The 23242-nt window shown below is 70.6% G+C and carries 20 protein-coding genes, 1 tRNA gene and 1 other RNA gene; 10 read left to right on the forward strand and 12 right to left on the reverse strand.

The window, feature by feature from the left end:
- Positions 1–650: 650 nt before the first annotated feature.
- Positions 651–724: transfer RNA gene (locus tag MFF64_RS09250), tRNA-Gly, on the reverse strand.
- Positions 725–822: 98 nt separating this feature from the next.
- Positions 823–4254: an AsmA-like C-terminal region-containing protein gene (locus MFF64_RS09255; RefSeq protein ID WP_238190535.1), complete on the reverse strand. Its 3432-nt coding sequence runs from the start codon at positions 4252–4254 to the stop codon at positions 823–825.
- Positions 4255–4526: 272 nt separating this feature from the next.
- Here MFF64_RS09255 and MFF64_RS09260 point away from each other — a divergent pair, with 272 nt between their 5' ends.
- Entirely contained in the window at positions 4527–4991 is a 465-nt protein-coding gene (locus MFF64_RS09260) for a peroxiredoxin (RefSeq protein ID WP_099907834.1), read from the forward strand.
- 376 nt (positions 4992–5367) lie between these two features.
- Positions 5368–6648 (forward strand): M23 family metallopeptidase, encoded by a 1281-nt coding sequence (locus tag MFF64_RS37820; protein ID WP_273557145.1) that lies wholly within the window; start codon positions 5368–5370, stop codon positions 6646–6648.
- A gap of 180 nt (positions 6649–6828) precedes the next feature.
- Here MFF64_RS37820 and MFF64_RS09270 read toward each other — a convergent pair whose 3' ends face one another.
- Positions 6829–7194 (reverse strand): ArsR/SmtB family transcription factor, encoded by a 366-nt coding sequence (locus tag MFF64_RS09270; RefSeq protein WP_099907836.1) that lies wholly within the window; start codon positions 7192–7194, stop codon positions 6829–6831.
- A gap of 107 nt (positions 7195–7301) precedes the next feature.
- On the opposite strand from MFF64_RS09270, the gene MFF64_RS09275 reads away from it, so the two are divergent.
- Positions 7302–8048, forward strand: coding sequence for a glucose 1-dehydrogenase (locus MFF64_RS09275; protein WP_099907831.1), 747 nt, complete (start codon positions 7302–7304; stop codon positions 8046–8048).
- A gap of 467 nt (positions 8049–8515) precedes the next feature.
- On the opposite strand, the gene MFF64_RS09280 is transcribed toward MFF64_RS09275, so the two are convergent.
- The 4 genes from MFF64_RS09280 to MFF64_RS09295 form a co-directional block, all read right to left on the reverse strand.
- Positions 8516–8746, reverse strand: coding sequence for a DUF2934 domain-containing protein (locus tag MFF64_RS09280; protein WP_099907829.1), 231 nt, complete (start codon positions 8744–8746; stop codon positions 8516–8518).
- A gap of 186 nt (positions 8747–8932) precedes the next feature.
- The gene (gene pyrG, locus MFF64_RS09285; protein WP_099907827.1) at positions 8933–10561 is read right to left on the reverse strand and encodes a CTP synthase; all 1629 of its coding nucleotides are present in this window, start codon (positions 10559–10561) and stop codon (positions 8933–8935) included.
- Between the two features lie 164 nt (positions 10562–10725).
- The gene (gene secG / locus MFF64_RS09290) at positions 10726–11175 is read right to left on the reverse strand and encodes a preprotein translocase subunit SecG (protein WP_099907825.1); all 450 of its coding nucleotides are present in this window, start codon (positions 11173–11175) and stop codon (positions 10726–10728) included.
- Positions 11176–11368: 193 nt separating this feature from the next.
- Positions 11369–12709, reverse strand: a complete 1341-nt coding sequence (locus MFF64_RS09295; protein WP_238190536.1) for a dihydroorotase — start codon at positions 12707–12709, stop codon at positions 11369–11371.
- A 110-nt stretch (positions 12710–12819) separates the two neighbouring features.
- Here MFF64_RS09295 and ygfZ point away from each other — a divergent pair, with 110 nt between their 5' ends.
- Positions 12820–13647 carry a CAF17-like 4Fe-4S cluster assembly/insertion protein YgfZ gene (gene ygfZ / locus MFF64_RS09300; RefSeq protein WP_238190537.1) on the forward strand — a complete coding sequence of 276 codons (828 nt, stop codon included), beginning with the start codon at positions 12820–12822 and terminating at the stop codon, positions 13645–13647.
- A 212-nt stretch (positions 13648–13859) separates the two neighbouring features.
- Here ygfZ and MFF64_RS09305 read toward each other — a convergent pair whose 3' ends face one another.
- The 3 genes from MFF64_RS09305 to fumC all read right to left on the reverse strand — a co-directional run bounded on the left by MFF64_RS09305 (position 13860) and on the right by fumC (position 15790).
- Positions 13860–14111, reverse strand: a complete 252-nt coding sequence (locus tag MFF64_RS09305; protein ID WP_099901536.1) for a ribbon-helix-helix domain-containing protein — start codon at positions 14109–14111, stop codon at positions 13860–13862.
- Positions 14108–14299, reverse strand: coding sequence for a DUF4169 family protein (locus MFF64_RS09310; protein ID WP_099901538.1), 192 nt, complete (start codon positions 14297–14299; stop codon positions 14108–14110). Before MFF64_RS09310 ends, MFF64_RS09305 begins: the two co-directional genes overlap by 4 nt.
- An 81-nt stretch (positions 14300–14380) precedes the next feature.
- Positions 14381–15790 carry a class II fumarate hydratase gene (gene fumC / locus MFF64_RS09315; protein WP_238190538.1) on the reverse strand — a complete coding sequence of 470 codons (1410 nt, stop codon included), beginning with the start codon at positions 15788–15790 and terminating at the stop codon, positions 14381–14383.
- A 103-nt stretch (positions 15791–15893) separates the two neighbouring features.
- On the opposite strand from fumC, the gene MFF64_RS09320 reads away from it, so the two are divergent.
- Positions 15894–17285, forward strand: a complete 1392-nt coding sequence (locus MFF64_RS09320) for a cytochrome P450 (protein ID WP_099904267.1) — start codon at positions 15894–15896, stop codon at positions 17283–17285.
- Between the two features lie 135 nt (positions 17286–17420).
- Here MFF64_RS09320 and MFF64_RS09325 read toward each other — a convergent pair whose 3' ends face one another.
- Positions 17421–18068, reverse strand: a complete 648-nt coding sequence (locus tag MFF64_RS09325) for an SspB family protein (protein WP_099904265.1) — start codon at positions 18066–18068, stop codon at positions 17421–17423.
- A gap of 43 nt (positions 18069–18111) precedes the next feature.
- Positions 18112–18477, reverse strand: a transfer-messenger RNA (tmRNA) gene (gene ssrA / locus MFF64_RS09330).
- 96 nt (positions 18478–18573) lie between these two features.
- On the opposite strand from ssrA, the gene MFF64_RS09335 reads away from it, so the two are divergent.
- The 5 genes from MFF64_RS09335 (at position 18574) to hflC (ending at position 23051) form a co-directional block, all read left to right on the forward strand.
- A complete protein-coding gene (locus MFF64_RS09335; RefSeq protein ID WP_099904263.1) occupies positions 18574–19257 on the forward strand; it encodes a CPBP family intramembrane glutamic endopeptidase in 684 nt (227 codons plus the stop codon).
- Positions 19258–19420: 163 nt separating this feature from the next.
- Positions 19421–20215: a thymidylate synthase gene (locus MFF64_RS09340; protein WP_238190539.1), complete on the forward strand. Its 795-nt coding sequence runs from the start codon at positions 19421–19423 to the stop codon at positions 20213–20215.
- Between the two features lie 2 nt (positions 20216–20217).
- Complete coding sequence (locus tag MFF64_RS09345) at positions 20218–20712, forward strand: dihydrofolate reductase (protein WP_099901305.1); 495 nt, start codon at positions 20218–20220, stop codon at positions 20710–20712.
- Positions 20713–20919: 207 nt separating this feature from the next.
- The gene (gene hflK / locus MFF64_RS09350) at positions 20920–22134 is read left to right on the forward strand and encodes an FtsH protease activity modulator HflK (RefSeq protein ID WP_238190540.1); all 1215 of its coding nucleotides are present in this window, start codon (positions 20920–20922) and stop codon (positions 22132–22134) included.
- Entirely contained in the window at positions 22131–23051 is a 921-nt protein-coding gene (gene hflC / locus MFF64_RS09355; RefSeq protein ID WP_099907652.1) for a protease modulator HflC, read from the forward strand. The genes hflK and hflC overlap by 4 nt, the downstream gene beginning before the upstream one ends.
- Positions 23052–23242 lie beyond the last annotated feature (191 nt).

The raw sequence follows: 23242 nt of genomic DNA on the forward strand, positions 1-23242 counted from the left end.
CAGAATGCCCGAAAAACTTGCGCTCGGTGTGGACCAGTTCGCCGGGTCAGGGTCAAGGGTCACTCCATCAAACGTTCCGCTCGACGTCTTTCGCCGGCGAGGCTGTCATGCACTGGATCGTACAGGGCAGGGTCGTCGGTGACCCGACCCATGCGCTCAGACGTCTTCTTTCCCTCCACCAGGACCCGGGAAAGCGCGAGCTTGAGGGCCCCAATGTCTTCGTCCGTGAGCGTGTGGTCAGCCAAGGTACCCCCCGGGTCGGCTAGGTTGCATCCGACGACTATAACGACGCATGGGCGTCATGGCTGCATCAATGCCCGTGACGGGAGTAGGTGACATTCACTGGCGTCCTAACGGAGTGCGTGCGCTCCCCTAGAAGGGCGACGGTGACACGGCCGGCGGCCGCCCTCGACCGGAGGGGGTGCTGCGTCATGAGAGGGGCCTACGGTCGCGCCGGATGCGCTCCCTGATTTTCACACGAGCGCGTTAGCGGCGGCCCCGGGTAGGGGAATTCACACGATCGTGTGAAGACGCCTGATTCGCGGCTGGCGGGGTGGATACCAGCCAGCCTCCGGGGCCGCGACTGGTATCGATCTGGTATCCACGCTTCAGGCGGGACGCCATCCACAGGCTAAGTGCCTGAGAGATAATGGAGCGGGCGGCGGGAATCGAACCCGCATATTCAGCTTGGGAAGCTGACGTTCTACCACTGAACTACGCCCGCGGCCGTCTTCGTCATACGGGGTCGACCCGGTGCTGTCCACCTCGAAATGCCGCGCTGACGGGGACCTTCGTCGGCGCTCCCGCATCAGCGTTTCGAGGTCAGCGCTCCATGCGCTGGGATTGCGATGCGTTGGGGTCGCCACCGCCGGCGCCGAAGAGCTTGCGCAGGAAGCCCGGGGCGATCGCCGAGAGGGGGTTGACGCTGATGTTGGGGGCGCTCATCGCTCCGGCGACGCGGAAATTGATGCCGAACAGGCCCTCGTTGTGGCCGCCGCCGAGGAGTGGCCCGAAGATCGGCACCTGGGACACCACATTGTTGAGGCCGTAGAGCGGCACGAAGGTGCCGGAGACGTCGGTGCGGTCCTTGCCCGTGTCGATCCAGCCGCCCAGGGTAAAGCCCATCGCCGGGCCGGAGATCGCGGCTTCCGCGAAGGCGACGCGGGTGCCGGTGCGCTGGAAGGCGGCGCGCAGGCGGTCGAAGCCGACGTCGTTGGCGTCGCTGCGCCGGTCCTCGCTCTCGCCCTGGGCCATGATCCGGCCGAGCGCCGGCTCGTTGCGCAGGGCGAAGGAGCGGATCTGCACCAGGCCCGATTGCGGCCCGTCGTTCATCGTCATCTGCAGCGACAGGAACCCACCCTGCATGCGCTTGTAGATGTCGAGGAAGCGGAGCGCCGCGCCGGCGTCGCTGGTCTCGGCATTGAGGACCGGCGGGGTGCCGCGGTCAGGTTTCGCTACGTCCAGGCTGACCCCGGCCGAGCGCAGGCGGCCCTGGATCCGGGCCTGGCGCACGTCGTCGCCGCGTAACGACAGCTTCAGGCTGGCATTGGTCAGCGCCTCCTCGTTGAAGCCGGTGAGGATCGCGAAGCTGAGATCGGCCTCGATGTCGCGGGCGGAGGTGTCCTTGCCGCCCTTGCGCGGCGGTGCGGTCATCGCGCGCAGGAACGGCCTTGCATCGGCGACGCCGCCCTTGGCGCTGATGCGGTAACCGCTGCCGGCGCGCTCGACCTGGGCGCGGATGTCGTCGCCCGGCGAGAGCTTGAGGCTGGTGAGGTCGGCCCGCTCGAACCCCCCGTCGGCGTTGAGCGAGGCGCTGCCGCGCAGCTGGACCGAGCCGGAATCGAGCGCGATGTCGCGCAGATCGCTGCCCTGGCCGGTCTCGGTGAGGGACAGGGTGAGACGGCCCGGCCTGCCGGCGGCCTTGATCCAACCCGGCAGGAGCCCGTCGACGCTCGCCCGGGCGAGGTCGGCCTCGACCCGGACCGGGTTCCTGCCCGGCCGGCCGACCGGCACGACGAAGCGGGCATTCACCGGCCCGGCGAGCTGGGGCGCCGTGGGCAGGCCCTTGCGGGCCCGGGCCGCGTCGTCGAGGACCATGGTCACCACCGCCTCGCCCGGGGCGCCGGCCTTCGGCTGGTGCAGGTCGAGGTTGAGCGGGGCGCCGGCGAGCCGCCCGTCGCCCTTCAGGCTGAACCCGTTCCGGTCGTAGGCGACCGCGAAGCGGCCGTTCTCGAGCTTCTCCTTGCCGACGATACGCTCGGCCGCGATATCGGTGAGGGTTCCGCTCACGGTCACCGGCAGGTCGGCGATGTCGGGTACCGCCTCGAGGGAGAGGGGGAAGTCGATGCGCAGGTCGGCCTGGCCGCGCAAGGTCGCGGGGTCGAACTCGGTGCCCGACAGCGACCGAAAGAGCTTGGTCTGGAGCAGCGAGGCCAGGGCGTCGGCGCCGCCGGTGAGGCGCAGCCCGATCTGCGCGGTCACGTCGTGCGGCACCGCGTCCTTGATGACGAAGGAGCCGTCCTGAAGGGCGAGGGCGCGACCGTCCGGCATCCGGATCTCGGCGGTCGCCCCGCGGATGGCGGTGTTGCGCCCGGTGACGAGCCCGGCGACCCGGGCGCGGGAGAGCGGCGGCGCGTCGGAGGAGATGGTGAGGCCACCCTCGCTCACCGCAAAGGCGATCCGCACCGCCTGGTCGGGCATCGGCTCGCCGCGGGTGGCGGCGGCGAACTCGGCCATGCTCATGTCGACCACGATGTCGAGGCTGTCGAGCCGCCCCGTCCGCATGTTGTCGACGAGGTAGCTGCGGATCGGCGGCGCGACGTTCTCGGGCCAGAGCCGCAACGCCGCGCGCCCGTCGGTGCGGTCGGCGGTGATGCGCAAGGTCAGGCCGCCCTCGTCGGCCCGGGTGCCGAGGGTCCCGCTGACCGTGCCGTGCACGGCATCGCCCGACAGGGTGAGGGCGTCGATCTGCACGCCGTCGTCGCGGCCGGAGAGGCGGGCCTCGACCTTGGCGATCTTGACGGACGCGTCGCCGGGCGCGGCGCCGCGCAGCACCGCGTCGGTGCCCGACAGGGCGGCCGTCCAGCGTGGCCCGGCGCCGTCCGGCCCCGCCACCCACTCGCCGGCGAGGCGCACGCGGTTGCCGGCGCCGCGGTAATCGAGGGCGTCGACCTTCAGGGCGCGGCGGGCCTCGTCCCAGGCGGCGTCGACCGTCACCGCCTCGATCGTCACCGGATTGAAGTCCTTCTCCTCGATCAGGAGGTTGCCCTCGCTGGTGGCGAGCCGCAGCGTCATGCCGTCGAGGCGCGCGCCGTGCATCGCCACCTGGGCGCGGCCGGAGAGCTTCAGGTCGGTGGTGAGCGGCAGGCGCGACTGGCCGGAGAGCAGCAGCAGGTCGGAGACCGGCAGGTCGTCGAGGGTGAGCACGCCGTGGCGGCCGCCATCGGACGCCTGCTCCACATCGCCGCCGAAGCGCCAGGGCCCGTGCGGGCCGACGATGCGCATCTCGAACACCCGGGCGGGCCGCGCCGCATCGCGGTTGAACAGCCCGTCGACCCGCGGGAAGACCACGCGCTCGGCCCCGGATTCGTCGAGAAGCGTCAGGCGGGCATTGGTCAGGCGGGCCCGGTCGAGGCTGCCGATCACCCCGGACGGATCGAGCACCAGGCTCAGGATCGACGCCACGGTCGCGGAGACCGGCGAGACGGTGCCGCGGGCGGCCACCACCGCCGGCGGGGTGTGGGGCTTCACCTCCGAGGGATCGTTGGAGGCCGCGAAGGCGATCGAGCCGTCATGATGCAGGAGCGCCCGCAATTGCAGGTCGCGGAACTCGACCGAGCGGGCCTGGACCGAGAGGCCGAGGAGCGACCACAGGTCGATGGCGACCACCGCGAGGGGCGCCCGCACCACGAGGTCGCCCTCCGGATTGCGGATGTCGAGGCCGCTGGTGCGCAGGGCCAGCGCCCCGTCCCGGTCGATCTCGATGGCGCTGTCGTGCAGGCTCGCGCTCCAACCCGGGCCGAGCCGCTCGGCGATCGCCGCCGCCACCCGGGGCTCGAGCCAGGAGAAGCTCACCGGGCCGCTCGCCAGCCGCAGGTAGGCGAGGCCGAGGCCCACGCTCAGGAGGATGACGGCCGCGAGCTTGAGCAGCAGCACGCCGCGGACGCAGGTCCGCAGCAGCGACCGGGGCGCCGCCTTGATCCGCACCGCGCAAGGCTCCGGGTTCTCGCGGCCCGGCTGCGTGACGGGATCCATTCCTGGTGTCGCTCGGCCTGTCGTCACGCGTGCGTCGCCACTCCGGGCGCCCTGCGCAGGGCGCCGCCCCTTGAAGGGCCTCGTGCCCGGAGCGTGAGGGCCACGCTCCGGGCGGCGAGGCCACCGCCGATGATTGCCCGCTCCGGTGACCGGAGGGTAACGTCCTGCCGCTTATCCGTCGGGCGGCGCGCCGGGCCGGTCCCTCGCCCACGGCTGACGCCCTTCCCGCCTCTCCCAGAGGCACACCATCAATCGGCCGAAAGGAAGGCACGATGGCGCTGAACCCGGGCGACCCCGCCCCCGATTTCTCCCTGCCGGCGACCGGCGGCGAGACCCTGAGCCTCGCCGGACTCAAAGGACGCAAGGCCGTTCTGTACTTCTACCCCAAGGACGACACCAGCGGCTGCACCCTGGAGGCGCAGGCCTTCAACGGGCTCCGGCAGGCTTTCGCGGAGGCCGATACTGCCGTGATCGGCGTCTCGCCCGACCCGATGAAGAGCCACGACAAGTTCCGGGAGAAGTACGGCCTGGAATTCCCCCTGGCCTCGGACGAGACGAAGGCGATGCTCGAGGCCTACGGCGTCTGGGTCGAGAAGAGCATGTACGGCCGCAAGTACATGGGTGTCGAGCGCACGACGTTCCTGATCGACCGCGAGGGGACGATCGCCAAGGTGTGGCAGAAGGTGAAGGTGCCGGGCCACGCCGACGCGGTCCTGGCGGCGGCGCGGGCGTTGTGAGGCGCGCGATCCGGCCGCGCGCCATGGACGGCGAAGTGGGCGACGACGTTTCCAAGTAAACCGATGTTCCCCTCTCCCATGCGCGACAGGGGTCGGAAGTAAGGGTGACACGTTTCAATGTAAAACGCCGACCGTCGTGCCGGCAGCGGGACAGACTGAGCTGAACTCGAAACCGTCGCACCCTCACCCCGACCCCGCTCCCACCCGGGAGGGGGGATCCCGCGCTTGATTGTGACTCGTTTTTGATCTGGTGGTGCCGGGGAGATGCTGCGAGACGTCCGCTGCGACACTGCCGCAGAACACCGTTTCGTCCATGCCCTTGAAACATCCTTAACCTTAACCCGCGACGGTCCCGCCCAGGTTACGGACCGTCCCGATGCTCCCTCCCCGCCCTTCGTCCTTCGCTGTCCCTCTCGCGGCCTTCCTCTCGCGGCCCGCGCTCCCGCACGGCGGCCCGGACCGGGTCTGGATGGTGCGCCGCAGGACCGTGGCGCTCGCCGCCCTGGCCTTCGGGGTGCTGTCCCTGTGGGCGAGCGCGGCGACGTGGTTCATCGTCTTCCGCGACGAGGCGCTGGCCCGTTTCATGGAGCGCCAGGGCGCGATGCAGTACGCCTACGAGGAGCGGATCAGCGCCCTGCGGGCCCGGCTCGACCGGGTGGCGACGCAGAAGCTCCTCGAGCAGGACGGGGTCGAGACGCGACTCGCCGACCTCGCCGGACGGCAGGTCGCGCTGGAGAACCGGCAGGCGATGCTGACGAGCCTCGCCGAGCAAGCCGGCGGCGCCCCGGGTGCGATCGGCGAGGACGGCATGGGAGGGCCGGCCGGCGGCTGGCCGGCCCGGGACATCAGGCCCGTGCCCTCCGCGATGCCGTTCGCTCCGGTGCCCGTCCCTGAACCGACGCCCGAGGCCCTGGGCCTGCGCACGGATGCGGAGGACGTCGCGCCGGCCCCCTCCCCCGGGGTGACCAGCCGGATGGCGACCCTCGCCAACGCCCTCGACGGTCTCGAGGCGCGCCAGAGCCAGGCGGTCGGTCGCCTCGCCGCGGGCAGCCGCAGCGAGGCGGCGCGCCTGCGCGGGGTGATGGCGGAAACCGGACTCGACGCGCGGCGCTTCGCTGCCGTCCGCGGCGGTGGCATCGGCGGCCCGCTGGTGCCGGCCGGGTCCGGGCCGTTCGAGAGCGCCGTCCTCATGGCGCAGCGCGACCTCGGCGAGCGCGACAGCTTGCGGCGGATCATCGGCGCGTTGCCGGTGCGGCGGCCGATGGCGGTCGATGGCGGGCTCTCCAGCACCTTCGGCTACCGGGCCGACCCGTTCACCCGCGGCCTCGCCCTCCATACCGGCATCGACCTGCGCGGCGAGTCTGGCGCCCCGGCGCGGGCCACCGCCGCCGGCACGGTGACGCTGGCGGATTACTCGGGCGGCTACGGCAACATGGTCGAGATCGATCACGGCCACGGCCTCGTCACCCGCTATGCCCACCTGTCAGCGATCACGGTGGTGTCCGGCCAAGCGGTGGCGGCAGGCCAGATGGTCGGCAGGGTCGGCTCCACCGGCCGCTCGACCGGCACGCACCTGCATTACGAGACCCGGATCGACGGCGAGCCGGTCGACCCGCAGCGCTTCCTGCGGGCGGGGGCCCGGCTGGCGGCGCGTTGAGCGCTCCCGCCAGCGGCGGAGCGCTCGGGTCGGAGCCCGATCAGCCCGACCGTGAGACGGGCCGCCGGAGTGGGGGGCGGCGCCCCGCTCTTCGTCGGAATCCCGACATGCCGGCCTCGATCCGTCCTGGCCGCCACCGAGGGATCGATGCCGTCTCGGAACCTGAGGCCGGGGGCGCTCTCACCGCGGACCGGCCGTGTCCGCGGCACGCGCGTCGGTGCCGACGGCCGAGGCGTAGGCATTGATGATCCCCGCCAGCAGACCGGGAAAGCGCGCCTCGACCTCGGCCCAACGGGAGTAGTTGCGCAGCTCCACGCCGTGACGCTCGCTCCGGATCAGTCCGGCTTCGCGCAGCACCTTGAAATGGTTGGACAACGATGATTTCGGGATGATCCGGTCCCCGACCGCCGAGAGGGCCGAACAGGCCTCGACGCAGCCAGCCCGCATGATCTTGGCGAAGATGGCCGCCCGGCTCGGGTCGGCGAGCGCGTGCAGGATCGCCTCCGGCCGGACATCCTCGATGGCAGGGTGAAACAGCGGTCTCATCATCCATCCATATGGGGTCTTGAACTCTGCTCCCATAGTTCCAAAATTCCGAACTATGGGACCATGTCCTCCATCCTGGAGCTGGCCCAGGTCGGAGAGTAGCACTCATGTCGAAGCTTGAGGGCAAGGTCGCCGTCGTGACCGGCGCATCGAAGGGCATCGGTGCCGGCATCGCCAAAGCCTTGGCGAGGGAGGGCGCGGCCGTGGTGGTGAACTATGCGTCCAGCAAGGCGGGGGCCGACGCCGTCGTCGCAGCCATCGTCTCGGCCGGCGGCAGGGCCGTCGCGGTGCAGGGCGACGTGACCAAGGCGCCCGAGGCACGGGGCGTGATCGAGGCGGCGGTAAAACAGTTCGGCCGGATCGACGTGCTGGTCAACAATTCCGGCATCTACGAATTCGCGGCGCTCGAGGACGTGACCGAGGACCATTACCGCCGCCTGTTCGACGTCAACGTGCTCGGTCTCCTGCTGACGACACAGGCGGCCGCCAAGCACCTCGGCGAGGGCGGCAGCATCGTGAACATCTCCTCGGCGATCACTCATGTGCACACGCCGACGGCGGCGGCCTATGCGGGGACCAAGGGTGCGGTGAACGCCATCTCGGGCGTGCTCGCCAACGAGCTGGCCCCCCGCAAGATCCGCGTGAACGTGGTCAGCCCGGGCTTCGTGGTGACCGAGGGCACGCATACGGCCGGGGTCGTCGGTTCCGATATGGAAGCCGGCCTCGTCGCGCAGACGCCTCTCGGCCGCGCCGGCCAGCCGGACGATATCGCCGGAGTGGTGGCGTTCCTCGCATCCGATGACGCCCGCTGGCTGACCGGCGAGGTGATCACCGCCAGCGGCGGCATTCGCTGATACCGCAGCCGGACGATTTCTTTCGGAAGACCATATCGCCAGCCCGCGCGGCGCCTGCGCGACGCCGAAATCCGCATCGCGACGCGATCAGTCAAATTTCTTATGACACCGCCGCACCTTCGAACGGACGCGTTCGATGGTGTCAGGCAAGCCCGAACGGGCGCCGGCGCTGATGCGCCGGTCGCCTTCGCATCGATGCGAAGACGCTAGGGTATGACACACGACGATTGTCCCTGCGCGCGCGGCCAAGATGGGGTGCGCGCAGGAGCAGAGTTCAGAACGGACATCGAAAGGCCGCATTCAGACAGCGGCGATCGGCCACCGATCATCCGCTCGCCCGCGGCCCCGTTGAAAGCAGGCCGTTACAAATCCGCTCACCCGGTCGAGGCGTCCACCGCATCGACAACCTGGAAGCGGACGTTCCGAAGGGTCGCGACGGACCAGTACTCGCCTCGCCGAAAGGTGTTCTAGCCCTCGACCGTCTCGGCCGAAGAAGATTTGGCAGGATTTTCGGCGGGGACCTCCAAAGGCCTCTCGACCTGATCGTCCGCCGCGGTGTCGCGCCGACTGTCCAGCTCGGCCCGCAGCTCGCGTTCGGCGAGGAGCCAGAACTGGATCTCGTAGCCGTCCGGGCGGTGGTTGCGCTCCCAGATGTCGTAGGCGCGGGCCCGGATCGCTGCCAGGGGTATCTCACGCATCACCGATCAGCCTCTTCCACGCCGGATGCCGCTTGGTGCCGGACGGCCGGCTCGACGGGGCTCCTATACCGTGGGTTGGTATGACTGTCGCGAGGGATCGGCGGCGCAAGGCGGCGCTTCGCGCGCCAGCGACAACCTATGTTGGTCCGGACGGAACCGTCCGGACCCGATCGTCAAGTCAGCGGCTCAGACCAGCCGGCTCTGCTCGATCGCCGCGGCGACGAAGCTCTGGAACAGCGGGTGCGGCTCGAACGGCCGCGACTTCAGCTCCGGGTGGAACTGCACGCCGATGAACCAGGGATGGCCCACCACCTCGACGGTCTCCGGCAGGAGCCCGTCCGGCGAGAGGCCGGCGAAGCGCATGCCGTTGGCCTCCAGCCGCTCGCGATAGGCCATGTTGACCTCGTAGCGGTGGCGGTGGCGCTCGGCGATGCGGGTGCCGCCGTAGATCCTGGCGATCTGGGAATCGGGCGCCAGCGCCGCGGTGTAGGAGCCGAGCCGCATCGTGCCGCCGAGGTCGCCCTCAGCCACCCGGCGCTCGAGCTCGTTGCCGCGCATCCACTCGGTGAGGAGGCCGACCACGGGCTCCGGCGTCGGGCCGAACTCGGTCGAGTTGGCGTCGGGAATGCCGGCGAGCGAGCGGGCCGCCTCGACCACCGCCATCTGCATGCCGAAGCAGATGCCGAAATACGGGATCTTGCGTTCGCGGGCGTAGCGGGCAGCGCGGATCTTCCCCTCCGCCCCGCGCTGGCCGAAGCCGCCCGGCACCAGGATGCCGTTGAGGCCCTCCAGGAACGGGCCCGGGTCCTCGCGCTCGAACACCTCGGACTCGATCCACTCCAGGTTGACCTTGACCCGGTTGGCGATGCCGCCGTGGCTCAGCGCCTCGATCAGCGACTTGTAGGCGTCCTTGAGGCCGGTGTACTTGCCCACGATGGCGATCGAGACCTCGCCCTCCGGGCTCTTGATCCGGCCGACGATGTCGCGCCAGCGGTCGAGCTTCGGCTCGGGGCCGGTCTCGAGGCCGAAATGCGCCAGCACCTCGCGATCCAGGCCCTCCTCCTTGTAGGACAGCGGCACCTCGTAGATCGTGCCGACGTCCCGCGCCTCGATGACCGCCGATTCGCGCACGTTGCAGAACTGCGCCAGCTTACGGCGCTCCTCGCGCGGGATCGCCCGGTCGCAGCGGCAGAGCAGGATGTCGGGCTGGATGCCGATCGAGCGCAGCTCCGCCACCGAGTGCTGGGTCGGCTTGGTCTTCAATTCGCCGGCCGACGGGATGTAGGGCAAGAGCGTCAGGTGGACGTAGGCGCAGGTGCCCCGCGGCAATTCCTGGCCGAGCTGGCGGATCGCCTCGAAGAACGGCAGGCCCTCGATGTCACCGACGGTGCCGCCGATCTCGACCAGCACGAAATCGTAGGCCTCGTTGCCGTCGAGGACGAATTCCTTGATGGCGTTGGTGACGTGCGGGATCACCTGGATGGTGGCGCCGAGATAATCGCCCCGCCGCTCCTTGGTGATGATGTCGAGGTAGATCCGGCCGGTGGTGATGTTGTCGGCCCGCGTCGCCGGCACGCCGGTGAAGCGCTCGTAATGGCCGAGATCAAGATCGGTCTCGGCGCCATCGTCGGTGACGAAGACCTCGCCGTGCTGCGTCGGGCTCATCGTGCCCGGATCGACGTTGAGGTAGGGGTCCAGCTTGCGCAAGCGGACCTTGTAGCCGCGGGCCTGGAGCAGGGCCGCGAGGGCGGCGGAAGCGAGGCCCTTGCCGAGCGAGGAGACCACGCCGCCGGTGATGAAAACATACCGCGTCATGGGACTCGCTCCATACACAGGCGTGGCCGGGTTGCCAAACGCCGTTAGCTCAACGGGGTCATGTCCGGGCGGCGGGGCCGGCCGGACTCACAGGATTTTTCGGAAGAGAGGGCGGCGCGGGCGCGCCGCCGGACTCAGGACGCGCTTGGCTCGAGCGCGCGGGATCAGCGCGACTGCGGCGCCGCCGGGACCGCCGGAGCAGTCGGGGTGGCCGGCGCGGAGCCTTGGGTAGAGCCTTGGGTCGAGCCTTGTGTCGCGGAACCTTGGGTCGCGGGCGCGTCGCCCTGCTGCTGACGCAGCTGGTCGAGGACGTTGCCGGCCGGCGGCGCGCCGGTCTGGCCTGCGGGGGCCCTGGTGCCGGCACCGTCGAAGATCGAGCGCGGGCCGGCGCCCCGGTGCGACATGATCGCCAGGACCATGCTGGTGGCGAAGAACAGGGCGGCCAGGATCGCGGTGGCGCGGGTGAGCGCGTTGGCCTGGCCGCGGCCGGTCATGAACCCCTGCGTGCCGCCCCCGCCGCCGAGGCCGAGGCCGCCCTCGGAGCGCTGCAGCAGCACCACGCCGATCAGGGCGAGGACGATGATCAGGTGGACGACGATCAGAACGGTCTGCATCGGGCTTCCGGGCCGGCCGCACGGGCCGCCAACGTGGCAACGGCCGGCACGCGGACGCGTCCGGACCTCCAATTCCGGGCGCTCCTATACGAGAAGTGCGTCGGCGCCAAGGGTGGAAGATGGATTGAGGCTCCGCGCGAGGCGCGGGATGAACCCTCCCCGCAGAGGGGGGGGGAGGGTTGGCCGTCTCGCCTCACCCCCGCGCCGGGAACCCCTCCTCGAACCGTACCGCCTCGCCCCGCGACGGCTCGGTCAGGCTGCCCTCCCACATCACCGCCTGACCCCGCACCACCGTCCCGACCGGCCAGCCGGTGACCTCGCGGCCGTCATGGGGCGTCCAACCGCACTTGGAGGCGATCCAGGCGTTGGTGATGGTCTCGCGGCGCTTCAGGTCGACCACCGTCACGTCGGCGTCGTAGCCCACCGCCAGCCGCCCTTTCCGGGCGATGCCGAAGATGCGCTTCGGTCCGGCGCTGGTGAGGTCGACGAAGCGCTGCAGCGACAGTCGCCCGGCAGCGACGTGGTCGAGCATCACCGGCACCAGGGTCTGCACCCCGGTCATGCCCGAGGGCGAGTCCGGATAGGCTTTGCGCTTCTCCTCCAGCGTGTGCGGCGCGTGGTCGGAGCCGAGCACGTCGGCCACGCCCTGCGACAGGCCCCACCACAGCCCGTCGCGGTGGCTCACGTCGCGCACCGGCGGGTTCATCTGGACGAGGGTGCCGAGGCGGGCATAGGCCTCATCGCCATCGAGCGTCAGGTGATGCGGCGTCAGCTCGCAGGTCGCGACATCCTTGTGCTCGGCGAGGTAGCGCATCTCCTCCTTGGTCGAGATGTGCAGGATGTGGATGCGCGCGCCGGTGTCGCGGGCGATGCGCACCAGGCGCTCGGTGGCCTTGAGCGCCGCTTCCGGGGAGCGCCAGACCGGGTGGGAGGACGGATCGCCCGGCACCCGCAGGCCCTTGCGCTCGCGCAGCATCGCCTCGTCCTCGGCGTGGAAGGCCGAGCGGCGGCGGGTGCGCTTCAGGATCTCGGCGATGCCGGCATCGTCCTCGACGAGGAGCGAGCCGGTGGAGGAGCCGATGAACACCTTGATCCCGGCCGCTCCCGGCAGGCGCTCCAGCTCGGCCACGTCGCGGGCGTTCTCGTGCGTGCCGCCGACCCAGAACGCGAAGTCGCAATGCATCCGGTGGCGGGCGCGCTTCAGCTTGTCGTCGAGGGCCTCCGGGTTCGTGGTCTGCGGCACGGTGTTCGGCATCTCGAACACGGTCGTGACGCCCCCCATCACGGCGGCGCGCGACCCTGTCTCCAGGTCCTCCTTGTGGTCGAGGCCCGGCTCGCGGAAATGGACCTGGCTGTCGATCACCCCGGGCAGGAGGTGGAGGCCGCGGCAATCGAGGGTGCGGCCGGCATGGGCCTGCGACAGGTCGCCGATCGCGGCGACGCGCCCGGCCGTCACGCCGATATCGGCCAGCCCCTCGCCGTCGTGGTTGACCACAGTGCCGCCGCGCAGGAGGAGGTCGAAGCTCTGGCTCATCGTCGGGGTTCCCCTCGTCCGCAATCCGCGTTGACCCGTGCGCCGCGATTGAGGGCCGGGCGCAGGCGGCTTATGTCAGCCCTGCCCGCGGTTCAAGCAAAGGACCCCCGATGCCCCTCGCCCTCCTGCCGGACCGCACCGTCGTGGCGGTCACCGGCGCCGACGCGTCGAGCTTCCTCCAGGGTCTCCTGACCTGCAACGTCGAGACGCTGCCGGAGGGGGAAGCCCGGCTCGGCGCACTGCTCAGCCCGCAGGGCAAGATCCTGTTCGATTTCCTGGTGAGCCGGGCCCCGGACGGCTTCCGCCTCGACGTCGCCCGTGACCGGGTGACCGACCTCGTCAAGCGCCTGACGCTCTACCGGCTGCGCGCCCAGGTGACGATCGAGGTGCTGCCGCTCGCAGTGGTGGCGGGTTGGGGTGCAGAAGCCCCCTCCCCCGCCCTTCGTGACGGGCGCCTCGCCGATCTCGGCTGGCGCCTCTACCTCCCCGAGGACGAGGCTCCGGCGACGGATGCCGATGCGGCGGCTTACGCCGCCCACCGCATCGGCCTCGGCGTGCCGGAGGGCGGGACCGACTTCGCCCTCGGTGACGCCTTCCCGCACGAGGCGCTGATGGACCAACTCGGCGGCGTCGATTTCAAGAAGGGCTGCTATGTCGGCCAGGAGGTGGTGTCGCGGATGCAGCATCGCGGCACCGCGCGCACCCGGATCGTCCCACTCATCTACCGCGACGGCCCGGCGGTCCCGGTCGCCGAGCCGGTCACCGCCGGCGAGCGCAGCCTCGGCCAGACCGGCAGCGGAGCCGGGTCGCGCGGGCTGGCGATGCTGCGCATCGACCGGCTCGGCGAGGCGCTGGCAGCGGGGGAGACCGTGCTCGCCGGCGGGCGGGCGGTCGAGGTCGAGAAGCCGGGCTTCGCGACCTTCGCGTGGCCGGTGTGATCGGCAGACGACCGGAGATCTCGCGGCAGCGCCCCTTACGCTCACCCGGTCATCCCGGGACGGCGCAATGGAGCCCGGGATCAGTACCGCAGGTGAGGAAGAACGAATCGAAAGGCTCTCAGCTTGATACCGGACATCCAGTAATTCTGGATTCCGGGCTCCGCTGGGCGCCCCCGGAATGACACGGAATCTGTGGGAAGCGTCGCGCAAAGTCAGACTTCTGTCGGCTCGGCAGTCCCCTGTCCCGGCCACACCGCCCGCAGAACGAACACCCGGATCGCCGACGACAGATTCTGCTCGCCCCGCTCGGCGTCGATCCGCCCGACCAGCGCCTGAACCGACAGGCCGCGCGCCGAGGCGAGCTGGCGCAACGCCTCCCAGAACGCTGCCTCGAGGGAGACGCTGGTGCGGTGGCCCGCGATGACCAGGGAGCGCTTGAGCAACCCGCCTTCCGGCAGGCTCATGCGTCGGTGTCGGGGTTCTTCAGCCGGTGACCCTCGTGCCGGGCGGCCTCCAGGCTCTTGCGGGCCTCCTCCCGGGTCTTCGCGGCCTTCGGCCGGCCGAAGACGACGCGATTCTCCACCGCCTGGGCCTCCTTGGCGGCCCGCTCGCGGGCCTTGCGGACCTGCTTCAGGTTGATGATCTCGGCCATGACCCGATCCTCCGCGCCCCCGCCACGAGGGACAACGCCCCGCGCCGCCAGAAGCTGCGCGGGACGGATGTCAGCTTGCGGTTATTCGGCGCTCGGCGCCAGCATGTCCTCCGGGCGCACCACGGCGTCGAACTGCTCCTCGGTGACGTAGCCGAGGCGCAGGGCCTCCTGCTTCAGCGTCGTGCCGTTCTTGTGCGCGGTCTTGGCGATCTCGGCGGCCTTGTCGTAGCCGATCGTCGGGGCGAGCGCGGTGACGAGCATCAGCGAGCGGCTCATCAGGTCGGCGATGCGGTCGTGGTTGGGCTTGATGCCGACGACGCAATTGTCGGCGAAGCTCACCGCCGCGTCGGCGAGGAGCCGCACCGATTGCAGCACCGCGTTGGCGATCACCGGCTTGTAGACGTTGAGCTCGAGGTGGCCCTGGCTGCCGGCCATGGACACCGTGGTGCCGTTGCCGACGACCTGGCAGCACACCATCGTCATCGCCTCGGCCTGGGTCGGGTTGACCTTGCCGGGCATGATCGACGAGCCGGGCTCGTTCTCGGGCAGCGAGATCTCGCCAAGGCCGGAACGCGGGCCAGAGCCCATCAGGCGGATGTCGTTGGCGATCTTGAACAGGCCGCTCGCCAGCGCGTTGAGCGCGCCTTGCGTGAACACCAGGGCGTCGTGGGTCGCCAGCGCCTCGAACTTGTTGTCGGCCGAGGTGAAGGGCAGCCCGGTCAGTTCCGCCACCTTGGCGGCGAATTTTTCCGCGAATTCGGGATGCGCGTTGAGGCCGGTGCCGACGGCCGTGCCGCCCTGCGCCAGCGCCAGCACGCCCGGCAGCGTCGCGCCAACGCGGGCGCCGCCGAGCGCGACCTGCGCGGCGTAGCCGGAGAATTCCTGGCCCAGCGTGACCGGGGTCGCATCCTGCAGGTGGGTGCGGCCGATCTTGACGATCTCGCCGAACTCCTTCGCCTTGGCGTCGAGGGCGGCGTGCAGGTGCTGGAGCGCCGGCATCAGACGGCCGTTGATCTCGCGCGCCACCGCGATGTGCATCGCGGTCGGGAAGACGTCGTTCGAGGACTGGCCGCGGTTGACGTGGTCGTTCGGGTGCACCGGCGACTTGCCGCCGCGCTTCCCGCCCAGGCGCTCGTTGGCGAGGCTGCCGATGACCTCGTTGGCGTTCATGTTCGACTGGGTGCCCGAGCCGGTCTGCCAGACCACCAGCGGGAACTCGCCGTCGTGCTGGCCCTCGACCACCTCCGCGGCGGAGGCGGCGATCGCCTCGGCGACTTTCGGATCCAGCACGCCGAGATCGCGGTTCACGAGGGCCGCGGCCTGCTTGACGAGGCCCAGCGCGTGGACGAGGGGGGCCGGCATCCGCTCGGTGCCGATGCGGAAATTCTGGATCGAGCGCTGGGTCTGGGCACCCCAGTAGCGGTCCGCCGGGACTTCGATCGGCCCGAACGTGTCGGATTCCGTGCGGGTGGCTTTCTCGGTCGGCGACATCTTGGCCTCTTTGGCGGTGCGAAACGGCGCCTACTTAAGCCAAGAGTCGCGATTGCGCGATGCCCTGACACGCCTCGAATCGCGCCACCCTCAAGGAGTCCGGATGCCCTCCCCTGCGGCGGCCGTGGCCGCCCCCTTCCGTCCCGTCGTGCCGCGCCCGCGCACCGAACCGATGGGGCTGTTCAGCTTCCTGCGCGCCGCCCGCGCCAACCCGCTGACCACGTGGTACGAAGAGCATTTCGAGCGGCCGATCGTCACGGGTGAGGGCGCGCTGGGCCGCGTCACGGTGATCAGCGAGCCCACGGCGATCCGCCACGTGCTGGTCGACAATGCCGCCAATTACCGCAAGGACGACCTGCAGCGCCGGGTGCTGGCGCCGGGCCTCGGCAACGGCCTCCTCACCGCCGAGGGCGACGAGTGGCGGTTGCAGCGGCGCACCCTGGCGCCGATCTTCTCGCCCCGCCACGTCGCTCGCTTCGAGGCGCCGATGTCGGAGGCCGCCGCCCGTCTCGCCCGCCGCCTGAAACGCCGGGACGGCCAGAGCGTCGATGCGGCCCTGGAGATGACGCGCGTCACCCTCGACGTGCTGGAGCGCACCATCTTCACCCACGGCCTGGCGCGGGAGCCCGACGCGCTCGGGCGCGCCATCACCCGCTACTTCGAGGCGCTGGGACCGATCGACCCCCTCGACGTGTTCGGCATGCCGAATTGGGTGCCGCGGATCGGCCGCCTCAAGGCGCGCCCCGCCCTGCGTTTCTTCGCCGAGGTGGTGGACGAGCTGATCGAGCGTCGCCGGGCGCTGGTCACTGCCGGCGGGGCAGCACCGCACGATCTCCTCACCCTGCTGCTCAAGGCACAGGACCCGGAGACCGGCCGCGGCCTCTCCGACATCGAGGTGCGGGCGAACCTCGTCACCTTCATCGGCGCCGGCCACGAGACCACCGCCAACGCGCTGACCTGGACGCTCTACTGCCTGTCGCAGGACGAGACGGCGCGCGAAGCCATGGAGGCCGAGGTCGATGCGGCCTTCGCGGAGAACCCTGCGCCGGGCATGGACGCCCTGCCCCGCACCAAGGCGGCCCTTGAGGAGGCGATGCGCCTGTTCCCGCCGGTGCCGTTCATGAGCCGGCAGGCCCTGGCCGAGGACCGGATCGGGCGGATCAAGATCCCGCGCGGCTCGCTGGTGACGGTCGCCCCTTACGTGCTGCACCGCCATCGCCGGCTGTGGGACGAACCCGACGCCTTCCTGCCCGAGCGCTTCCTGCCGGAGAACCGCGCCCGCATCGACCGCTACGCCTACCTGCCGTTCGGGGCGGGTCCCCGGGTCTGCATCGGTGCGAGCTTTTCCGTGATGGAGGCGACGTTGGTGCTGGCCCACATCGTCCACGCCGTGCGCCTCGACCGGGCACCGGAGGCCGGGCCGGTAGTGCCGCTGCACCGGGTGACGCTCCGGCCGCAGGACGGCTTGCGGATGCGCGTGACGGCGCGGGGGTGAGGGGTTTCACCAGCGGATAGCGGACACAAAGAACCCTCCCCATTCATCCCCGGGTTCGTCGCAGGCGAGCCCGGGGATGAATGGGGAGGGTGGGAATACCTGCAGCGTCAGCCGGAGAGCCGTTCGACCGTGCGCTCAGCTCTTCTTGCGGAACGCGTCCAGGCTCACCACCGAGGCGCCCTCCTGTGAGGTGTCGGTGCGCTCGGCGGCCTCGTCGGGCTTCGCCTCCGCGTCGGAGTCGGTCTTGCCGGCCGCGTCCTTGCCCGCAGGCTTGGTCTCGGCCTTCGCAGCGGGGACGATCTTCGGCAGGTTGCTGCCGATCGCCGGGACCTTCGGCTGCGCCTCGCTCGGCTCCGAGCCGGCGCCGCGGATCGCCCGCAGGGAGGTCGTGCCGGCGGGAGCCGCATCCTCGCTGGTCGCCGTGCCGTCGTTGAGCTCGAACTTGAGACCGAACTGCACGGAGGGGTCGAAGAAGCCGGTCACCGCCTCGAACGGCACCAGCAGCCGCTCCGGCACGCCGGAGAAGGACAGGCCGACCTCGAAGGTGTGCTCGGTGACGCCGAGGTCCCAGAACTGGTGCTGGAGGACGATCGTCATGTCCTGCGGATATTTCTCCCGCAGGCGCTGCGAGATCCGCACGCCGGGATAGTCGGTCCGGAACGAGACATAGAAGTGATGCTCGCCGGCCAGGCCGTCGCGTGCCGCATCACCCAGCACCTTGCGCACGACATTGCGCAGGGCATCCTGCACCAGGAGATCGTAGCGAATCAGATCGTCTGCCATCAACCGTTGCCTGGCGCCGCATCGCTCGCGGGAAGGGAATTCGAGTGGAGGCTTCTGTTGCCAGGTGCCTCCGAACCCCGCCTATGCGGTGCTACCCGCTAGGACTTCGTTTGGTCTTGGGGACCGCTTACGCGGCCACCGCCACCGGAGCAAAGTTGTCGTTGGCAACTATTGCATTGGCCCGATCACGGCGGAACCATGCCGAGCGAAAGCTCAACCTTTACGCCCTCGTCGATCCTATTTCGCCCCCGCCGAAGCCCGAACCGAACGGGCCGTTCCGGGCTTGGGTGGAGGCGCCGGGTACCGCCCCCGGGTCCGATAGGTTTATTCCGAAGAACGTTTATCGCCATAGCCGGCCTCGCGACCGGCAAGGGGGAATATAGAGGGTCCCGTGCCGCTTTTGAAGCCCGCCGCGCGCCATTCTGCGCCCGTTTCGCGAAGTGGTGCGCCGGCGCACCCCGAGCCCCCCGGCTTCCCCCGACGCGAGCGCGGGCTCTGGCTCGGGGTGGCCGCCGCAATCCTGCGGGCTTTGCTGCTGCAACTGGCCGCATTCGGCCTCGTCCTCGGGGCGGTCGCAGGCCTCGGCCACCTGCCCGCCCTGCCGGCGGGCTTCCTGCCCTTCCCCGCCTTGAGCGGCGGCGAGCGGGCGGCGCTCGCTCTCACGGTGCTGCCGCACGCGGCCCTGGCGCTCCTTCTTCTCGCGGCGATCCGGCTTCGCCCGGGGAAAGCTTTGGGGTTCGCCCGGCCCGCCCTGCCCCGCCGCGCCGCCTGGCTCATCCTGCTTTGGCCACCGCTCCAGGTCGCCTGGACGGCGGGGCTGCTGCTGCTCGCCGGCCAGGCACCCGTCCGCGCCTGGCGTCTATCGCCGTTCCTCACCGGCGAGGTCTTCCTGGCCTGGACGCTCTGGCTGGTGGTGCTGGCGCCGCTCGCCGAGGAGATGCTGTTTCGCGGCGACCTGTTCGGGCGTCTGCGCCGGATCCTGCCCCCGGCCGCGACGGTCGCCGTCGCCACCGCGGTGTTCGTGCTCTGCCATGCCGAGCGCGGCCTGCTGCAGCCGGTCTCCGTCCTGCCCCTCGGGATCGCTTTGGGCATGGTACGACTGTGGACCGGCAGCCTGTGGCCCTGCATCGCGCTCCACGCGGCGAGCAACGGCGCCGTGGTGCTGGCGCGGGTGTGGAGTACCGGCTGATTCCGGGCCCCGGGCGCTCCGATTCCGGCCGGGAACGCGTTATCCTGCCGGGCTACGCGGCCGGGGCGGGGAACCGTTTCTCCCCCCGGGCATAGGCTACAGTTTGGAGCCCTCCGGGCGCCGCGCGGCGCTCCGGGCCGTTTTCACGCGGAGGATGTCCGCCATGCGCCCCTACCACGCCCTCCTCCAGCGCATCCTCGACGACGGCGTCGAGAAGCACGACCGCACCGGCACCGGCACCCTCTCGGTGTTCGGCCACCAGATGCGCTTCGACCTCGCCGAGGGTTTCCCTCTCGTGACGACCAAGCGGCTGCACCTGAAGTCGATCATCCACGAGCTGCTGTGGTTCCTCGCCGGCGACACGAACGTCGCCTACCTGCAATCGAACGGCGTGACGATCTGGGACGAGTGGGCCGACGAGCACGGCGATCTCGGCCCCGTCTACGGCCGGCAGTGGCGGAGTTGGGCGAAGCCCGACGGCGGCAGCGTCGACCAGATCGCCTGGGTTCTCGACGAGATCCGCCGCAACCCGGATTCGCGCCGCCTCGTCGTCTCGGCCTGGAACCCGGCCGACCTCGACCGCATGGCGTTGGCGCCCTGCCACTGCCTGTTCCAGTTCTACGTCGCGGACGGGCGGCTCTCGCTGCAGCTCTACCAGCGCTCGGCGGACGTTTTCCTCGGCGTGCCGTTCAACATCGCCTCCTACGCGCTCCTCACCCACATGATGGCGCAGGTGCTCGACCTCACCCCCGGCGATTTCGTCCATACGCTGGGCGACGCGCACCTCTATTCCAACCACGTCACCCAGGCGCGCGAGCAGCTCTCCCGCGACATCCGCCCGCTGCCGCGCCTGCGCCTCGACCCGTCGGTGCGCTCGCTGTTCGACTTCCGCTACGACGACATCAGCATCGAGGGCTACGACCCGCACCCGGCGATCCGCGCGCCGGTGGCGGTGTAAGGATGACCTCACCCCTCGTCACCCTCATCGTCGCCGTCGCGAAGAATGGCGTCATCGGCCGCGACAACGCGCTGATCTGGCGCCTGCGCAGTGATCTGCGGCGCTTCCGCGCCCTCACCGTGGGCAAGCCCGTGGTGATGGGGCGCCGGACCTGGGACTCGATCGGCCGGCCGCTGCCGGGGCGCCGCGTGATCGTCATGACCCGCGACCCCGCATGGTCGGCACCCGGCGCCGAGCGGGCGGCCGGGTGGGACGAAGCCCTGCGGCTCGCCGGCTCGGCGGAGGAGGTGATGGTGGCGGGCGGGGCCGAGATCTACGCGCTCGCCCTGCCGCACGCGGACCGGATCCACCTCACCGAGGTCGATACGGCGCCCGAAGGCGACGCCCGCTTCCCCGCGATCCCATCCGATTTCCGAGAGGTCGCCGCCGAGGCCCATCCAGCCGGCCCCGAGGACGAGCACGGATTCCGTTTCGTGACGCTCGCGCGATACGTCTGAGAGGAGAAAACCATCTCAAGTTCCCGGGTGCGGCGATCGTACTCCCGGCGGCCCGCAGAAACCTTGAGAATTCGGCCGGCGCCGGAGGTTGCTTTCGCGTGGGGCTCGGCCGATATCGCAGGGGAGCGATGCCAGAGCAGTGCGAGTGCCGCGCGGGACGCGAGAGACAGCGCGGGGCGTGCCGGCCGGGAAAGGACGTGGGCGAGCATGCCTTGGAGCAATCAGAGCGGCGGCAGTGGCGGTGGCGGCGGCAACGGGGGCGGCCCCTGGGGCAATCGCGGCGGTAATAGCGGCGGTCCCTGGGGCGGCGGTTCCGGTGGCGGAGGCGGCGGCCCGTGGGGCGGCGGGGGCTCGGGCGGCGGCAACCAGCCGCCGGACCTCGAGGACCTGCTGCGCCGCAGCCAGGACCGGCTCAGGAATCTGATGCCCGGCGGCGGCTCGGTCGGCACCAAGGGCGCGGTGCTGGCGGTGCTGGTCGTGCTGGTGCTGTGGCTGATGACCGGCTGGTACACGGTGCTGCCGAGCCAGGTCGGCATCAACACGGTGTTCGGCCGCTATACCGGCCAGTCCGGCGAGGGCCTGCGCTACAACTTCCCCTACCCGGTCGGCGCCGTGGTCAAGCCGAATGTCGGCGAGTCGCGCAGCATCCAGGTCGGCTACCGCTCGGGCGTCGGCGCCCAGCGCTCCCGGGACGTGCCCGAGGAGAGCCTGATGCTCACCGGCGACGACAACATCGTCGACATCGACTTCGACGTGCAGTGGCGCGTGAACCCGGCCAAGGCCGAGGACTTCGTGTTCAACCTCCAGAACCCCGAGGGCACCATCAAGTCGGTGGCCGAGAGCGCGATGCGCGAGGTGGTGGGCCGGCGCCAGATCCAGGCGATCCTGACCACCGAGCAGTCGAGCGTGGCGCAGGAGGTGCAGCAGATCATCCAGAAGGCGCTCGATTCCTACGGCGCCGGCGTGCTGATCAACGTGGTCCAGCTCCAGGGCGTGAGCCCGCCGTCGGAGGTGCGTCAGGCCTTCGTCGACGTGAACGCGGCCCAGCAGGACGCGGCCCGCGCCCGCAACGAGGCCGAGACCTATGCCAGCCGCGTGGTGCCCGAGGCTAGAGGCCGCTCCTCGCAGGTCCTGCAGCAGGCCGAGGCCTTCAAGTCGCAGGCCACCGCCGAGGCGACCGGACAGGCCGCGCGCTTCCGCGAGGTCTACGAATCCTACAAGCTGTCGCCCGCGGTTTCCCGCGAGCGGATGTTCCTCGACACGATGGAGAAGGTGCTGGGCGGCGTGAACAAGGTGATCATCGACCAGAACGGCGCACCCGGTACGGGCGCCGCGGCGGCCGGCGTGCTGCCGGTCCTGCCGCTTCAGGACTTCGCCAATGCCGCCCGTTCGGGCAGCCCGGCCCAGGGGAGCGCGCGATGAACGGCAACGTCCTTCGCACCGCCCTCGTCGTCCTCGGCGTCCTGGTCCTGGTGCTGATCTACGCCTCGGCCTTCACCGTGAGCCAGACCCAGCAGGCGCTGGTGCTGCAATTCGGCCGCGTGCGCACCGTGCTGAACCAGGCCGGCACCGACAAGCCCGGCCTCTACTTCAAGCTGCCGTTCTTCGAGAGCGTGACGCTGTTCGAGAAGCGGCTGCTCGACCTCGACCTGCCGGTGCAGACCGTGCTCTCGGCCGACCGCCAGAACCTCGAGGTCGACGCCTTCGCCCGCTACAAGATCAGCGACCCGCTGCGCTTCTACCAGTCGGTGAACAACATCCAGGTCGCCAACCAGCGCCTGGGCAGCTTCACCAACGCGGCGATGCGCAACGTGCTCGCCAGCGCCTCGCGGGACGCCATCGTGCGCACCCAGCGCGAGGCCCTGATGAACCGCATCCAGGAAGAGGTGAACCGGCAGGCGAAGAATCTCGGCATCGAGATCATCGACCTGCGCCTGACCCGCGTCGACCTGCCGGCGGCGAACTCGCAGGCGGTCTACCAGCGCATGCGCACCGAGCGCGAGCGCGAGGCGGCGGACCTGCGCGCCAACGGCGCCCAGGTGGCGGCCACCATCAAGGCCAAGGCCGACCGGGACGTGACGGTGCTCATCGCCGAGGCGAACCAGAAGGCCGACCAGCTCCGCGGCCAGGGCGAGGCGGACCGCAACCGCATTCTCGCCGACGCCTTCGGGCAGGACCCGGACTTCTTCGCCTTCTACCGCTCGATGCAGGCCTACGAGAAGGGACTGAGCGGGCCCGAGACCCGGCTGGTGATCAGCCCCGGCTCGGAGTTCTTCCGCTACTTCAACGACCCGCAGGGCCGGGCGCGCCCCGCCGCAGCCCCGGCCGCCGGCCAGTAGGCCGGCGCCCCGCCGCCGAGGCGAACCGACACGTGACGACACCCGAGCGCCCCGCCCCGGCGGGGCGCACTTTTGTGACGGCGGGCCCCATGGTCGGCCGTGCCGCGGAGAACGACAAGATGCGACCGCAGGGGGGAACAGGGCAGCGGGGAACGGGGACCGCGTCGGGAACCGCCCGCGGGCGGCCGCGC

The organism is Methylobacterium frigidaeris (assembly GCF_022179185.1).
Classification (GTDB): domain Bacteria; phylum Pseudomonadota; class Alphaproteobacteria; order Rhizobiales; family Beijerinckiaceae; genus Methylobacterium; species Methylobacterium frigidaeris.

Excerpts from the sequence above, each read along its gene's own strand:
- MFF64_RS09255 (WP_238190535.1), bottom strand. The coding sequence starts at position 4,254 with ATGGATCCCGTCACGCAGCCGGGCCGCGAGAACCCGGAGCCTTGCGCG.
- MFF64_RS09260 (WP_099907834.1), top strand. The coding sequence starts at position 4,527 with ATGGCGCTGAACCCGGGCGACCCCGCCCCCGATTTCTCCCTGCCGGCG.
- MFF64_RS37820 (WP_273557145.1), top strand. The coding sequence starts at position 5,368 with ATGCTCCCTCCCCGCCCTTCGTCCTTCGCTGTCCCTCTCGCGGCCTTC.
- MFF64_RS09270 (WP_099907836.1), bottom strand. The coding sequence starts at position 7,194 with ATGAGACCGCTGTTTCACCCTGCCATCGAGGATGTCCGGCCGGAGGCG.
- MFF64_RS09275 (WP_099907831.1), top strand. The coding sequence starts at position 7,302 with ATGTCGAAGCTTGAGGGCAAGGTCGCCGTCGTGACCGGCGCATCGAAG.
- MFF64_RS09280 (WP_099907829.1), bottom strand. The coding sequence starts at position 8,746 with ATGCGTGAGATACCCCTGGCAGCGATCCGGGCCCGCGCCTACGACATC.
- pyrG (WP_099907827.1), bottom strand. The coding sequence starts at position 10,561 with ATGACGCGGTATGTTTTCATCACCGGCGGCGTGGTCTCCTCGCTCGGC.
- secG (WP_099907825.1), bottom strand. The coding sequence starts at position 11,175 with ATGCAGACCGTTCTGATCGTCGTCCACCTGATCATCGTCCTCGCCCTG.
- MFF64_RS09295 (WP_238190536.1), bottom strand. The coding sequence starts at position 12,709 with ATGAGCCAGAGCTTCGACCTCCTCCTGCGCGGCGGCACTGTGGTCAAC.
- ygfZ (WP_238190537.1), top strand. The coding sequence starts at position 12,820 with ATGCCCCTCGCCCTCCTGCCGGACCGCACCGTCGTGGCGGTCACCGGC.
- MFF64_RS09305 (WP_099901536.1), bottom strand. The coding sequence starts at position 14,111 with ATGAGCCTGCCGGAAGGCGGGTTGCTCAAGCGCTCCCTGGTCATCGCG.
- MFF64_RS09310 (WP_099901538.1), bottom strand. The coding sequence starts at position 14,299 with ATGGCCGAGATCATCAACCTGAAGCAGGTCCGCAAGGCCCGCGAGCGG.
- fumC (WP_238190538.1), bottom strand. The coding sequence starts at position 15,790 with ATGTCGCCGACCGAGAAAGCCACCCGCACGGAATCCGACACGTTCGGG.
- MFF64_RS09320 (WP_099904267.1), top strand. The coding sequence starts at position 15,894 with ATGCCCTCCCCTGCGGCGGCCGTGGCCGCCCCCTTCCGTCCCGTCGTG.
- MFF64_RS09325 (WP_099904265.1), bottom strand. The coding sequence starts at position 18,068 with ATGGCAGACGATCTGATTCGCTACGATCTCCTGGTGCAGGATGCCCTG.
- MFF64_RS09340 (WP_238190539.1), top strand. The coding sequence starts at position 19,421 with ATGCGCCCCTACCACGCCCTCCTCCAGCGCATCCTCGACGACGGCGTC.
- MFF64_RS09345 (WP_099901305.1), top strand. The coding sequence starts at position 20,218 with ATGACCTCACCCCTCGTCACCCTCATCGTCGCCGTCGCGAAGAATGGC.
- hflK (WP_238190540.1), top strand. The coding sequence starts at position 20,920 with ATGCCTTGGAGCAATCAGAGCGGCGGCAGTGGCGGTGGCGGCGGCAAC.
- hflC (WP_099907652.1), top strand. The coding sequence starts at position 22,131 with ATGAACGGCAACGTCCTTCGCACCGCCCTCGTCGTCCTCGGCGTCCTG.